Source organism: Vreelandella neptunia (assembly GCF_034479615.1).
GTDB lineage: Bacteria > Pseudomonadota > Gammaproteobacteria > Pseudomonadales > Halomonadaceae > Vreelandella > Vreelandella neptunia.
Map to the genome: position 1 here is coordinate 1,268,386 of NZ_CP140255.1, position 13,193 is coordinate 1,281,578.

The window sequence follows — 13,193 nt, forward strand, 5'->3', positions numbered from 1 at the left end:
CCCCAGCCAGGGAATGGCCGGGGCTTCTTTTTTATACGCTTGTTTTATTTCTTCGCTTTTTTCTTGTTTTTCCTGCTGTTGTTGCTGTGGCTAACTGTTTTGCCTTCGCTGCTACTCTCGTCTTTGCTGTCCTCCTCCTCACTGTCAGGCTTGTCGCCGCCTTGATGGGTGAGCGGGCTCGCTTGGTCTAAGCGCGGGTGGTTATCCAGGAATTCACGCTGTAGGTCAGGTATGGCATCCAAGGCTTGCAGGGTATGAGTGAGGGCGTGAATAGCCGCCAGCACGTCCTGGGTATGGCCTGTTTCTGAGATGGTGTGCATATTGCGGATAGGGAAGCCAATCGAGGTAGCGGCACTGTCGATAGACGCCAGTACGCCTGCCATGCCATCGGTACCCGTATCCACACCGACAATATCGCGCTGCAGCGGAATATCCTGCTCTTTAGCGGCGGTGGCGATAATCCGGTTGAGCTGTTCACTGGCAATAGAGCCCACCGCCATGGTGAAGCCTTTGCCCATCTCCAGCGGCTGCATGCGCTTGTCGCCAATACCGGGCGCAGCCACATAGTCGTGGTTTACATCGACGCCAATCAAGGCATCTGGCTTCATTTCGCCCGCCATCACGCGGCTGCCGAAACGACCAATCTCTTCGTAGCTGGCAATCGCAAACAGCACGCGCACGTTTTGAGTGCCACCTGCTTCAGCAATCAAGCGCGCCACTTCGGCGGCCACAAAACAGCCTAGGCCGTTATCCAGGTAAGCGCCGTAGAAGGTATTGGGACTGAAGCCTGGGCGGATAGGGCGGTCGAAAATAATCGAATCGCCAGGGCGAACACCCAAGTTCAGCACCTGTTGCTTTTTATTCTCGCCGTGGATCTGTAGATCCAGGTAGATCTGCTCTTTTTTCAGGCCTTTGCTACCATCGCGCTGGGCAGGATCGGAGAAGTGAATGGCGCCCAGGGCCTCGACCGTGCCGCCTTCAATGCAGCGGTAGCTACCGGGAGCGTCGGGGTCTTCGCTAAACAGCTTCACTTCATGGCCGATCAGCACGGTGGGCAGGAAGGAGTCAGTGTTGATCCAGATCTTGCCGTCTTCGCCAATCGAGCGCACCTGCATGCGGATTTTATCCGCATGGCCGATCAGCATGACCTTGAACATGTCGTCGCGGCCGGGGTGAGTGTCCAGCACAACGCCCGCGTTGCCCTTGAACTGGTGAAGGTGCCAGCTTTTAGGTGCAAAGCTCTCAAAATGTGGTTTGAGCACGCCGTAAGTCATGGCGGCTTCCAGGCCGACGGGGCTGGGGGCGGCAAGAATATCGCGCATTAGTTTGAACTGCGCGTCGGGCATTGGTTGTGTCCAGGGTTTTGCACTATCGCTCATCGTTGTCGCTCACTCATTTTTAGGTGGATGTTAATCACCTCTAGTCTGCCAGATTCCCGCACTGTGTGTAGAGAAAGCCGCTTATACATGGTGATGAATTAGCTCGCGCAGGGCGCTGGTGGCGGCGGAAGGAGGGTGACGGCGGCTCAATATAATGCCCAGCTCACGGCGAATGGTCGGCTCCACCAGCGGGCGGTACTCAATCCCATCGGCGGCAATTTGACGAAAACTGAGCGAGGGCAGCACGCTAATGCCTAATCCCGCAGCTACCATGCGGCCTACCGTGGCGATCTGGCGCGCATCGCACAAGATATCCAGCCGTTCTCCTACGCTCTGCATAATGCGGTCAATATCCTGGCGTGAGCTGGAAAGACGATTGATACCAATAAACGGATAGTCGGCCAGTTGTCTCCAAGCCACTGTAGATTGCGCCAGCAGCGAATGCCCGCAGGGGCAAACGGCCACATAGCTATCTTCGAGGACGGGTTCAAACGTTAGATCGTCTGCGTCGCTTGGCGGCACGGAAAGACCCAGGTCGGCGCGGCCTTCGCGCACCATTTGATTGATCTGATCGGCCAGCACATCGTGCAGGCTGAGGTTAATTCGTGGGTAGGCTTCGTGAAAAAGCTTAATGACGTGGGGGAATAATCCTGCCGCCAGAGTGGGGAGGGCGGCCACGGTAACCTTTCCGCGCTGTTTGGAAAATTGGTCGTTGAGATCTTCAAAGGCTTCGTTCCAATCATTCAGGAGCCGTACGGCAACGGGCAGAAAGGCTTCGCCTTCCGGTGTTAACGCGAGCTGGCGCGTGGTACGGGCAAACAGTGCACCACCGACGTTCTCCTCAAGTTTACGTAGGGCGATCGAGATCGCCGGTTGGGAAAGGTGCACGCGCTCGCTGGCCTCTGCAAGGCTGCGCGAGTGGGCGACGGCAACAAAAACACGAAGCTGCTGGATACTCGGATTCATTTAGAAAGTAAAACATAAGTTAAAAACTATTCAATATACAAAATTAAACCGGAGCACCATGCTTGGCTTATCGCGATTCGATTCGTCGCGATCACCGTTTTAGATAAAAAACCGCTCTACAATAACAATAGCTCGCCTAGCGAGCTTCGGAGACACGATGAAAACGCTACTCACCGCCATGGTGGCAAGCGCCGCTGTGCTAGCCGCTGCGACCTCTCATGCCGATGAACGCCTGCTGATAGGCTCTACCTCCAGCTCCTCAAGCCACTACAGCTACTTTGTGGTAGTCAATCAGATTATTAATAACCAAGTCGAAGGGGTGAGCTCCTCCGTTGCAGAAACCGGTGCCACGGTGGATAACCTGCGCCGTTTAGGCCGCAACCAAATCGATATGGGCCTGGTGACCACCAACACCGGCTATCACGCTTACGCGGGCGAGGAGGATTTTGAAGGCCGTCCCGTCGATAACCGCCTGCTCTGGGTCTACACCGTGGCACCGCAGAATGCCGTAATGCGCCAGGATGCAGGGGTGGAAACCTTCGCTGACTTAAACGGTGTGCGCTTCAATCCAGGCATTACGGGGTCAGCTACCGAGAAAACCACCGAAGCGGTAATGCGCACGCTAGGCATCGAGCCTGACTATGTGCGTGGTTCAACGACCGATATGGTTGACGCCATGAAAGATGGTCGCGTGATGGGGTCGGTAAAGTCGGGGGTCGGAGAACGCCTGGATGGCTCCTCCATGGATATCGCCACTTTCACACCGATAAGCGTGCTGTCGCTCGACCAAGAGCAGGCCGACACACTGCGCAGCGAAATGCCCGATGTGGCGATTGTCGATGTACCTGAAGGGGCTGCGGAGGGGATTCCTGCCTACACCACCTGGGCCTTTGGTGTTGCCGTGCACGCCCATCCGGATATGGATGAAGAAACCGCCTATCAAATCGTCAAAGCGGTGATGGAAAACCCAGAGCCGCAGGTTAACGCCTTTGCGGCCATGCAGGACGCGGATATGGCGAAGATGACCCTGGAGGTTGGCACCGTGCCGCTGCATGCCGGCGCTGCGCGTTATTTCGAAGAGCAGGGGTATGACATTCCCGATGCCTTGCAGCCAGCCCAGTAAGGCCCATTGGAGAAGATGATCATGCGCGAGACAGTCACCAAAGGCTTGGCGCTCCTGCTGGGTGGGCTAATCCTGTATACCTCCGCCACTGGGCCGTTCGAGAGTTTGATTCAGCGGAGCATCTTTCTCGCGCTGGTCATTTTGCTAGGGCTTGCCGTTTACCCGTTAGGGCAAGGCAAACGCTGGCGCCCGCTGGGCATTGCTATTGATGCGGTGCTGGCAGCGGGAGTGGTTTATGCCTGTAGTTATGTGGCACTTAACTACGAACAAATTCTGGTCGAACTCCCCTGGGCAACACCTCGTGATATGTTGCTGACCGGCGTACTGCTAGTGGCCATTCTGGAACTGTCACGCCGTGCCATCGGCGTGATCTTTCCACTGTTGGTGTTAGTGGGATTGGCCTATGCGTGGTTTGGAGCAGCCATTCCAGGGCCGCTCGGTCACCGTGGTTTTGATCTGTATTACATGACCGAAACCATCTACCTCGGCGATTTAGGCGTGTGGGGCATGCTGGTGGGTGTCGCCGCCACCACTATCGCTGCTTTCGTGTTGTTCGGCTGTTTGCTGCTGCACACGGGGGGCGGTAATACCTTTATGGATCTGGCGCTGCGTATTAGCGGCCGCTCGCCGGGCGGTGCTGCCAAAGTGGCCACGGTGGCCTCCGGGCTGTTTGGCATGGTCAGCGGCAGTGCCGTGGCTAATGTGGCCACCACTGGCAATTTTACCATTCCCATGATGAAGCGCTTGAACTACCCACGACCCTTCGCGGCTGGGGTAGAAGCGGTGGCCTCGACCGGCGGCCAAATCGCACCGCCGATCCTGGGCGCTGCGGCATTTATCATGGCGGAGATTCTAGGCGAAAGTTACCTGCGTATCGCCTTGGCGGCCTTGTTGCCAGCGATCCTTTTCTACCTCGGGGTGTTTGTCACTATTCACCTCGTCGCCAAGCGTCGCCAACTGCAGGTAGTGCCTGATGATGAGCTGCCAAGCTGGTCAGACGTGATACGCCCTGAACGAATTATTCCCATTCTGGCTGCATTAGGCGGGCTGTTTTACGGCGTGCTTAGTGGCCGTTCGATTCAAATGTCGGCGTTCTACGGCATCTTAATGACCGTGCTAACGTTCGTCCCTTTTGCGCTCATGGCCAAAATGCCCTTGCGCGATATCCTTGGCAAGCTGGTGGCAGGCTTAGTCGATGCAGGTAAAGGCATGGTGATTATCGGCGTGCTGCTGGCCGGGGCGCAGATTCTGGTGGCGATGATTGGTATGACCGGCATCGGTGTGACCTTAGCCAGCTTGATTGTCACGGTGGGCGGTGAATCGCTGTTCCTGGTCGCCTTTATCGTTGGCGGCGTGTGTCTGATTTTGGGCATGGGGATTCCGACCACGGCAGCGTATGTTCTGGTGGCATCAGTGCTGGCGCCTGCGCTCACCACCATCGGTGTTGAGCCGCTGATTGCCCACCTATTCGTTTTCTACTTCGCGACGCTCTCTGTCATTACGCCGCCCGTATGTATTGCGGTGTTCGTGGCCTCAGGTATTGCCGACACCAACTGGCTGCCTGCGGCGGTTGAATCAGTGCGCTTGGCGGCGGCTATCTATGTCATTCCCTTCCTGCTGCTGATCTACCCAGCCTTGGCAGGGTTTGGTTCTGCCCTGGAGATCGTTCTGGCCAGCTGCCAAGGGGTCGTGTTTGTGATGGCGTTTGCCGCACTGATGTCCCGGGTAGCCATGACGGGTAAGCGCGTGGTCGATGTCGTGGGTCTGATCGCGGTGATTGGACTTGCGCTGACACCCGGCTGGCTGACCACGCTGGCGGCGCTAGCCCTGATCATTGGGCTCTTTATACGCCGCCGCTTGCTGCTGAGAGACGAGCAGGAGCCTGTCGTGGGCGACCACCCCTCTCTTCAGGCCAAGGAGACCCAGCTATGAGCTTTTTATTAGGCAGCGGGGCGGGGTTTTCCGGTGACCGTACCGATGCGGCCGTGGCGGTGGTGGCAGAGTTAATCAAGCGACAGCAACCTTCCGCTTTAGTATTTGAAACCCTGGGCGAGCGGACATTAGCGGCAGCCCACCGCGCGATGCGTGATGACCCCGAAAGCGGGTTTGAACCGCTGTTGGACGAGCTGCTGGCGCCGGTGCTGCGCGACTGCCTGGATCACGACATTAAGATTTTAGGTAACTTTGGTGCGGCGAACCCCAGTGGTGCTTGTCAGGTAATTGCTGGCTTGGCGACACAGCTTGGGCGAACGGATGTATGCATTGCCCAGGTGCATGGTGACGATATCCGCCAGCAGCTACATAGCTTGGACTTACAGCGCTGGGAGGCCGAGCGGCTGGAGTTACCAGGCGATGACTCCCTGATCTCAGCCAATGTCTACCTGGGTGCCAAGGCGCTGGCTGAAGCGTTGGCCATGCAGGCGGATGTGGTGGTTACAGGCCGTGTTGCCGACCCGGCGCTGTTTTTAGCGCCGCTGATGCACCACTTCGATTGGCGTTGGGATGACTGGGATCGCCTGGCCTGCGGGATGATGGCGGGGCATTTGGCTGAGTGTGGCGCCCAGGTAAGCGGCGGCTACTTTGCCGATCCGGGTTTTAAAGACGTGCCCGGGCTCGCCACGGTGGGCTATCCGATTATTGAAGTGGAGCAGGATGGCAGCCTTATTATTTCCAAGCCTGCCAATACCGGCGGCTGTGTTACCGAGCAGACGGTGAAAGAACAGCTGCTTTACGAAGTGCATGACCCGGCGAATTATCTAACCCCGGATGTCACGGTGGATCTTTCCCACGCAGAGGTGCGTCAGTTGTCACCCAACCGCGTGGCGGTGACGGGAATTCGCGGCAAGCCTGCGCCCGAGCGACTCAAAACCACCGTGTGCTATGAAGGCGGCTGGCAGGGTGAGGCGGAAATCTCCTATGCCGGCCCGAACGCCTTGGCAAGGGCACAGCTTGCAGCCCAGGTCTTGCGTGAACGATTGGTGTTTCGAGCCCCTGCCGAGCTGCGTACCCGCTTGGATATCATTGGCCTGGCCAGCGTATTCGATAGCGATAGCGGTGAGCTGCAGCGTAGCGCTTCAGCCTCCGCCAGCGGCGATTATCGGCTGCGACTGGCGGCCGAGCACAGCGAGCGGCGCTGGGTAGCCCGTGCCACCCAAGAGCTATTGGCGCTTTATTGTGCCGGGCCCGCGGGTGGCGGCGGCGTGCGGCGTCAATTTCAAAGGCGAGTGTTTACCGCCTCTTATTTGGTAAAGCGTAGCGATATTCATCCCCATGCCAGTCTGTTTGAATCGTCGCCGCTCGGCGAACGCAGGAGTGAACGTTATGCTGCAAGCTGAACCCACGCAAACGGCGGTGCGCTCGGATACCTCAGTCGCTCTTCACCAACTCGCCCACGCCCGAGCAGGTGATAAGGGGGAACGCCTGAATGTGGCACTGTTTGCCTATGACCCAGACCACTACACCACCTTACTGGAGCAGGTAACCGAGGAGCGGGTGCTGGCGCTGTTTGCTCACCGCGGTGCCAGCCGAGTGCGGCGCTACCCTTTGCCCAATTTGGCGGGCATGAACTTCGTGATTGATGACGTGCTGCAGGGTGGTGTTAATGGCGCGCTCAACTTGGACGGGCATGGCAAAACGCTATCGTTTTTGCTGTTAAGCATGGAGGTCGATGCGAGCTAGACGGTTCAGGTCGAACCCACTAAGCCCACCATTTTTTGTGGGAGGCCACTTCAGCGGGCGAACGGGGGAGCAGGCAGAAAGCTTGAAGGGTCGTGAGCTAAAGCTCCCTCCCACGAGAGGCACTCTCAGGCTGGAAGCATATTGTGGGAGGCCGCTTCCCACAAGGGGCGCTCTCAGGCTGGAAGCATATTGTGGGAGGCCGCTTTAGCGGGCGAACGGGGGAGCAGGCAGAAAGCTTGAAGGGTCGCGAGCTAAAGCTCTCTCCCACAAGGGGCGCTCTCCGGCTGGAAGCATATTGTGGGAGGCCGCTTCAGCGGGCGAACGGGGGAGCAGGCAGAAAGCTTGAAGGGTCGTGAGCTAAAGCTACCTCCCACGAGAGGTACTCTCAAGCTGGAAGCATGTTGTGGGAGGCCGCTTTAGCGGGCGAAGAGGGGGTAGGCAGAAAGCTTGAAGGGGAGCGAGCTAAAGCTCCCTCCCACAAGGGGCGCTCTCAGGCTGGAAGCATATTGTGGGAGGCCGCTTCAGCGGGCGAAGAGGGGGTAGGCAGAAAGCTTGAAGGGTCGCGAGCTAAAGCTACCTCCCACAAGGGGCGCCAGCAGGCTGGAAGCATGTTGTGGGAGGCCGCTTTAGCGGGCGAAGAGGGGGTAGGCAGAAAGCTTGAAGGGGCGCGAGCTAAAGCTCCCTCCCACAGGTCAACTTTCAGCTTGGCAGCAATAACTCTATATCGAATGACGAAGAGTCATTAACATAACGCTCGCTAAGTCGTCGTTAAAGAGCCGTTCAGGAGCAGCCCCATGACCGTTGCAACGCTAGGTGCCCAGCGCTTCAAAGTGCTGATGGCGGGCGTTTTTAGCCAAATATTATGTGTTGGCATCGCGCGCTTTGCCTATACCCCATTGCTACCGGTGATGCAGCAGCAGACCTGGATGGGAGACGCCGATGGCGGCTGGCTGGCCGCGGTTAACTACGCGGGCTATATGCTGGGGGCAGTGCTGGCCGCCTCTATTCGCAGTATTTATATTAAAGACACGCTATTTCGCTGTGGTTTAATCCTGGCGGTAATCACGACGGCGGGTATGGCGCTTACCGATCACTTCTGGGTTTGGGCAGGGTTGCGCTTTCTGGCGGGTCTTTCAAGCAGCGCTGCAATGCTATTAGCGTCAGGGCTGATTCTTCACTGGTTAATCCAACATCGCCAGCGCGGCGAGCTGGGAATTCATTTTGCCGGTTTGGGGCTAGGCATGATTGTCGCGGCGGTGGCTGTTGAGATGATGCTCCAGTTTTCCTTTAGCTGGCAGACCCAATGGTGGGGCTTTAGCCTGCTGGGTGCCGTGCTGCTGGTGCCTGCCTGGCGCTGGCTGCCGCGGCCGGAAAGGCCGCTAGCGGGGGCTCACGTGGCAAGTAGCCGAACCGCTATGCCGCCAACACGAACTTTTATGCGCTGGATGCTCGCCGCCTACTTCTGCGCCGGTTACGGCTATGTCATCAGCGCTACCTTCTTAGTTGCCATCGTTGAGCGTGAGCCGTTGCTGGCTGGGATGGGCAACTGGACGTTCGCCCTGGCCGGTTTAGCCGCTGCGCCTGCCGTCATGCTATGGGATTTAGTCGCCCGTCGAGTGGGCTATTTAATGGCACTGATGATCGCTATGAGCATTCAAGTTATTGGTATTGTGCTCCCAGCCATTACCGCGAATGCAGCGGTGGTGCTGCTAAGCGCCGTACTCTATGGCGGCACCTTCCTTGGCTGTGTCAGCTTAGTGCTGACAATGGCGGGCAGGCTCTATCCCGCCAGCCCTGCTCGATTAATGGGGCAGATGACGCTGGCATACGGCGCCGCCCAGATATGCGCCCCGGCGTTAACCGGTATGTTAGCTGAAGCCTCTGGCCATTATGGCGTTGGACTATGGCTGGCGGGCGGTTTTGTTACGCTTGGCGTCGTGCTGCTGGCCTGTTTGCGCCGGGTAGATCAAACCGCCCAGCGCTTGGATGCCGCAGCCAAAGCCTCGGTGTACGCCTAGGGGCCGGGGCCTGGTGGGCTTTGCCCGCAAAATCCTCTAGGATAGGCGGCTTTTTTAGACAGGATAACTGCGCAAATGACCACTTCTGGGCAACCTCGTACCCAGTGGCTAGGCCGCTGGGGATTTATGTTGGCAGCCACCGGTTCTGCGGTAGGGCTGGGCAATATCTGGAAATTCCCCTATATGACGGGGGAGTACGGCGGCGGTGCCTTCGTGCTGGTTTATCTGCTGTGTATCCTGGCTGTGGGTGTACCGGTCATGATGGCCGAAATCGCCTTTGGGCGGCGTGGCCGCGGTAGTCCAATTGATGCCGTACGCCGGGTAGTGAACGAGTCTGGGCGTTCATCGGCGTGGTCGCTGTTTGGTTGGATGTCGATGCTATGCGGCTTTATGATCCTATCATTTTATGTCGTGGTGGCGGGCTGGTCGTTCTCGTATCTCTGGAAAATGCTCACCGGCGGTTTGAGCGGCGGCACCGTTGAGGAACTGGCGGCCGTGTTTGGCGCTAATAATGCCAACCCCTGGAATCTAGGTTTCTGGAGCACGCTGGTAACGCTGGCGACCATGGTCATTGTTGGTAAAGGTGTACAGGAGGGGATTGAGAAAAACGTCCGCTGGATGATGCCCGGCCTGGTGATCATGCTACTGGTACTGATTGTGTTTGGCGCATTCTCCGGCGGCTTTAGCGATGCCTTTGCGTTTCTGTTCTCGTTTAACACCGGCAGTCTATCCAGCGAGGGGATGCTGGCGGCGTTGGGACATGCGTTCTTTACGCTTTCGTTGGCTGCTGGCGCGATCATGACCTACGGCAGTTATCTGCCCAAAGACACCTCGATTGCCCGTACAACGCTCGGCGTTGCCTTGGCGGATACGGTGGTTGCGCTGATGGCGGGGCTGGCCATTTTCCCGGTTATTTTTGCCAATGGCATGGATCCTGGAGAGGGCCCGGGGCTGATCTTTATGAGCCTGCCCATTGCGTTTCAAGCGATGCCGCTAGGTACTCTGTTTGGCATTCTTTTCTTTATCATGCTCTCTATGGCCGCGCTCACCTCTTCGATATCCATGGTCGAAGCGACGATATCGTGGCTATGCGATAGCAAAGGCTTCTCGCGGCGTTCGGCGGCGTGGAGCACGGGCATTGTGCTGTGGTTGATCAGCACGGCGGCGATGCTCTCGTTTAATGTCGGCGCCGATTGGACGCTGGCGGGTAAGACGTTCTTTGACTGGCTAGACTACCTGACGTCACGCTGGCTGATGCCGCTGGGTGGCCTGGGCACGGTCGTGATGGCGGGCTTTGTGCTCAACATCAATATCATGCGCGATGAGCTTGGCCTTAACCCGCGCCTTTATGCGCTATGGCTGCTGATGGCTCGCTATGTCAGTCCGCTCGGTATTCTGGTGATTTTTGCCAACGTGCTAGGGCTTTATAGCGTGACGTTTTCAGTGCACTGGCCGTGGCTCTTGGCGATTCTGATCGCCATGGTGGTGCTGGGCGAAACGTTAAGCCCGCGGCTGCGCCAAGCGCTGAAAACAGCGTAATACGCTACGGCACTTGCCCCGAAAACAAACGCTGCTGCTGAGCTTTGACCTCATCGCTGCGCAGCGGCGTTTGGCAGGTTGCAAACACCTCTGTTAAGAACCGCTTGCGTGAGCCTTTGTAGGTGCCGCTCAGTAGCGTCGCCTGGGTAAGTGCATTAAGCAGTCCTTTACGTGACTCACCCGTAAGTTGCGCATAGTCCTGTAGCGCGGCTGGCCAATCAACGTCTATCGCCTGTGGTTTATCAGGCAGGCTATTCAGCAGGCGAGCCAACAGCAGCACCAGGTTGGGGTGGGGGTGTTGGTTGCGCATAATAAGCTCGCCAACGCCCTGGACCACTAGGCGTCGGGTGTGTTCATCGCTGTTCGTTAGCGTTTCCATCAAGTGCTTAACCAGGGCGGGGCCACGGGCCTGTAAATAAGCTTCTTGAATAATGCGTGCGGCAATCCAGGCGTTCCATACGGCGTATAGCGGCCCGGTTAATACGGGCAGAAAACCGCGCAGCGTCAGTCGTCCCAATAGCCGACGCAGCAGTAAACGCAGCAGAAAGCTGCTTAAGCTGATTTTTAAGCGATAAAGCAGCGCTTTAAGCGTGAGCTTCCAACCATGCAGGTAGGCGTGGGGATCGACGCCATAAATAAGGCTACCCGGGCTGGGATACTCCAACGCCGACCGGGAAACACCGTGAACAGTCAGCTGAATATCGGGCTCCAACGTTTCCGTTTGCCCATAACGTAGACCTGCCAAGCGGGTAATATTCGCTACGCCGCGCAGCGCGTTCCAGTATAAAAAGCCGATCTCCAGTGCGGTTACAACGCCTGCTACGGCCAGATAGCCAGCCCAGTAGGGAAGTTGCTCCCTTAAATTCATGTTCTCCCAGTGGCCGGTGGCAAATTCCCGCATCCACCATTCGGCGCTGCCAATCAGGGTGCCGGAAATCAGGCCCGCGAGCGCTGCCCAGGCGATGATCCAGCGCCGTGCTCGCTTCAAGGCATGTGGGTCGGGAGAATCAAGTGCCGGGTGGCGGCGTAAATAGCGCTGTACATAGCGGCTAGCCCAACGCTGCGCTAAGCCAGGGGCTGGGGCGTACTCTTTATCTGGCCGAGTCAGAGACATGAAAAAAGCGCTTCCTGCGTTGGCGTCCGTTAAATCCGATAAACGCTAGGGTAACGGTTACGTACGCGAACTACACGCATCGATAGCGCCTGGGTGAGTGCCCACTTTCATTAGTTCGTCCCAGCGTGTGGTAAAGCGATTAGAGCGATGGGCGCAGCGTAACTGCCAGGCGGCTGGTGCATTCGTCATGCCAAAGCTGATTGTGCCTTGCCCCATGCGCTGGTTGATCTGATCAATGGTGGCCATCAAAAACGGGTGGCGATCGCGGGCAGGTTGATGCAGTAACGACATTTGGTACTGTTCGGCATCTACTAAATCCAGCAGCATTACGCCGGCCTTCATAAATTGGTAGCGGGGGCGATGAATCCGCTCAAGACCTTGGCGGACGGCATCAAGGATCACCCGGGTATCGTCGCTGGGTGAGGGCAGGGCGATCAGCTCCTGCGGGAAGTATTGCAACTGATCGCGACGATGACGGTTAGTGTTGAGAAATACCATCACCGCACGGGCTAAACTGCGCTGCTCGCGAAGTTTTTCAGCGCTGCGCTGCGCGTGACGGCGCAGCGCGTTATGCACCTCTGCAAACACACCGGTCGGTTGTCCGAAAGAGCGAGATGTCATAATGCGCTCGCGGGGCTTATCTAACGCGTTCATCTCCAAACAGGGTACGCCGCGTAGCTCTAGCGCGGTGCGTGCTAGCACCACCGAGAAGCGCTTGCGGAGCTGTTTTTCATTGCTTTCGCGCAAGTCCCAGGCGGTATTAACACCGCCAATGGCCAAACGCTCGGCAAGCCGGTGGCCGACGCCCCATACACTGCCCACCGGCGTCCGTTTGAGCAACGCCTCCGTAGTGTGATCCTGCCCATTAAGCAAGCAAACGCCTTGGTAGTGAGGGGCTTGCTTGGCAAGGTGATTGGCCAGTTTGGCGAGCGTATGGGTGGGGGCCAGCCCAATACAGACCGGTAACCCCAAATAGCGGCGGATACGCTGGCGTAATTCCCGCCCCAGCCCCTCACACTGCTCTGTGGTTAACCCTTCCAGATAGACGAACATCTCATCTATCGAGTAGGGCGCAACCTCTGGACAGGCATCGCGTAGCAGTTGAGTCAGCCGCCCCGACATATCGCCGTAGAGCTCATAGTTAGACGACAGAAGATGGATCTCGCCGCGCCGGCGCAGCCCTTCAAGCTTGAAGGCGGGTGTGCCCATGGGGATATCCAGCGCTTTCAACTCCGCTGAGCGGGCGATCACGCAGCCGTCGTTGTTTGACATCACCCCCACAGGTCTACCTTCCAGCTTGGGCTGAAAAACCCGCTCGCAGCTGACATAGAAGTTGTTGGCATCGACGAGACCGATCATCGCCACCTCTCAATCAA

At 57.6% G+C, this 13,193-nt stretch carries 10 protein-coding genes; 6 read left to right on the forward strand and 4 right to left on the reverse strand.

What is annotated here, in order from left to right; translation table 11 throughout:
- Positions 1-44: 44 nt before the first annotated feature.
- The gene (locus tag SR894_RS05835) at positions 45-1,379 is read right to left on the reverse strand and encodes a M20/M25/M40 family metallo-hydrolase (RefSeq protein WP_223289066.1); all 1,335 of its coding nucleotides are present in this window, start codon (positions 1,377-1,379) and stop codon (positions 45-47) included.
- 81 nt (positions 1,380-1,460) lie between these two features.
- Positions 1,461-2,345, reverse strand: coding sequence for a LysR family transcriptional regulator (locus SR894_RS05840; protein ID WP_133733400.1), 885 nt, complete (start codon positions 2,343-2,345; stop codon positions 1,461-1,463).
- A gap of 157 nt (positions 2,346-2,502) precedes the next feature.
- Here SR894_RS05840 and SR894_RS05845 point away from each other — a divergent pair, with 157 nt between their 5' ends.
- The 6 genes from SR894_RS05845 to SR894_RS05870 all read left to right on the forward strand — a co-directional run bounded on the left by SR894_RS05845 (position 2,503) and on the right by SR894_RS05870 (position 10,703).
- Positions 2,503-3,468 (forward strand): TAXI family TRAP transporter solute-binding subunit, encoded by a 966-nt coding sequence (locus SR894_RS05845; RefSeq protein ID WP_133733401.1) that lies wholly within the window; start codon positions 2,503-2,505, stop codon positions 3,466-3,468.
- Between the two features lie 21 nt (positions 3,469-3,489).
- Entirely contained in the window at positions 3,490-5,400 is a 1,911-nt protein-coding gene (locus SR894_RS05850) for a TRAP transporter permease (protein ID WP_246638293.1), read from the forward strand.
- Positions 5,397-6,803 carry an acyclic terpene utilization AtuA family protein gene (locus SR894_RS05855; RefSeq protein WP_133733403.1) on the forward strand — a complete coding sequence of 469 codons (1,407 nt, stop codon included), beginning with the start codon at positions 5,397-5,399 and terminating at the stop codon, positions 6,801-6,803. Before SR894_RS05850 ends, SR894_RS05855 begins: the two co-directional genes overlap by 4 nt.
- Positions 6,790-7,146: an AtuA-related protein gene (locus tag SR894_RS05860; protein ID WP_133733404.1), complete on the forward strand. Its 357-nt coding sequence runs from the start codon at positions 6,790-6,792 to the stop codon at positions 7,144-7,146. The genes SR894_RS05855 and SR894_RS05860 overlap by 14 nt, the downstream gene beginning before the upstream one ends.
- A gap of 794 nt (positions 7,147-7,940) precedes the next feature.
- A complete protein-coding gene (locus tag SR894_RS05865) occupies positions 7,941-9,164 on the forward strand; it encodes a YbfB/YjiJ family MFS transporter (RefSeq protein WP_223289064.1) in 1,224 nt (407 codons plus the stop codon).
- 75 nt (positions 9,165-9,239) lie between these two features.
- A complete protein-coding gene (locus SR894_RS05870; protein WP_223289063.1) occupies positions 9,240-10,703 on the forward strand; it encodes a sodium-dependent transporter in 1,464 nt (487 codons plus the stop codon).
- 4 nt (positions 10,704-10,707) lie between these two features.
- On the opposite strand, the gene SR894_RS05875 is transcribed toward SR894_RS05870, so the two are convergent.
- Positions 10,708-11,817: an LBF_2804 family protein gene (locus tag SR894_RS05875; protein WP_223289062.1), complete on the reverse strand. Its 1,110-nt coding sequence runs from the start codon at positions 11,815-11,817 to the stop codon at positions 10,708-10,710.
- A gap of 57 nt (positions 11,818-11,874) precedes the next feature.
- The gene (locus SR894_RS05880; RefSeq protein ID WP_223289061.1) at positions 11,875-13,176 is read right to left on the reverse strand and encodes a Y-family DNA polymerase; all 1,302 of its coding nucleotides are present in this window, start codon (positions 13,174-13,176) and stop codon (positions 11,875-11,877) included.
- Between the last annotated feature and the right edge of the window lie 17 nt (positions 13,177-13,193).

Coding starts and splice junctions, on each gene's coding strand:
- SR894_RS05845 (WP_133733401.1), top strand. CDS start 2,503: ATGAAAACGCTACTCACCGCCATGGTGGCAAGCGCCGCTGTGCTAGCC.
- SR894_RS05855 (WP_133733403.1), top strand. CDS start 5,397: ATGAGCTTTTTATTAGGCAGCGGGGCGGGGTTTTCCGGTGACCGTACC.
- SR894_RS05875 (WP_223289062.1), bottom strand. CDS start 11,817: ATGTCTCTGACTCGGCCAGATAAAGAGTACGCCCCAGCCCCTGGCTTA.
- SR894_RS05870 (WP_223289063.1), top strand. CDS start 9,240: ATGACCACTTCTGGGCAACCTCGTACCCAGTGGCTAGGCCGCTGGGGA.
- SR894_RS05850 (WP_246638293.1), top strand. CDS start 3,490: ATGCGCGAGACAGTCACCAAAGGCTTGGCGCTCCTGCTGGGTGGGCTA.
- SR894_RS05880 (WP_223289061.1), bottom strand. CDS start 13,176: ATGATCGGTCTCGTCGATGCCAACAACTTCTATGTCAGCTGCGAGCGG.
- SR894_RS05840 (WP_133733400.1), bottom strand. CDS start 2,345: ATGAATCCGAGTATCCAGCAGCTTCGTGTTTTTGTTGCCGTCGCCCAC.
- SR894_RS05835 (WP_223289066.1), bottom strand. CDS start 1,379: ATGAGCGATAGTGCAAAACCCTGGACACAACCAATGCCCGACGCGCAG.
- SR894_RS05865 (WP_223289064.1), top strand. CDS start 7,941: ATGACCGTTGCAACGCTAGGTGCCCAGCGCTTCAAAGTGCTGATGGCG.
- SR894_RS05860 (WP_133733404.1), top strand. CDS start 6,790: ATGCTGCAAGCTGAACCCACGCAAACGGCGGTGCGCTCGGATACCTCA.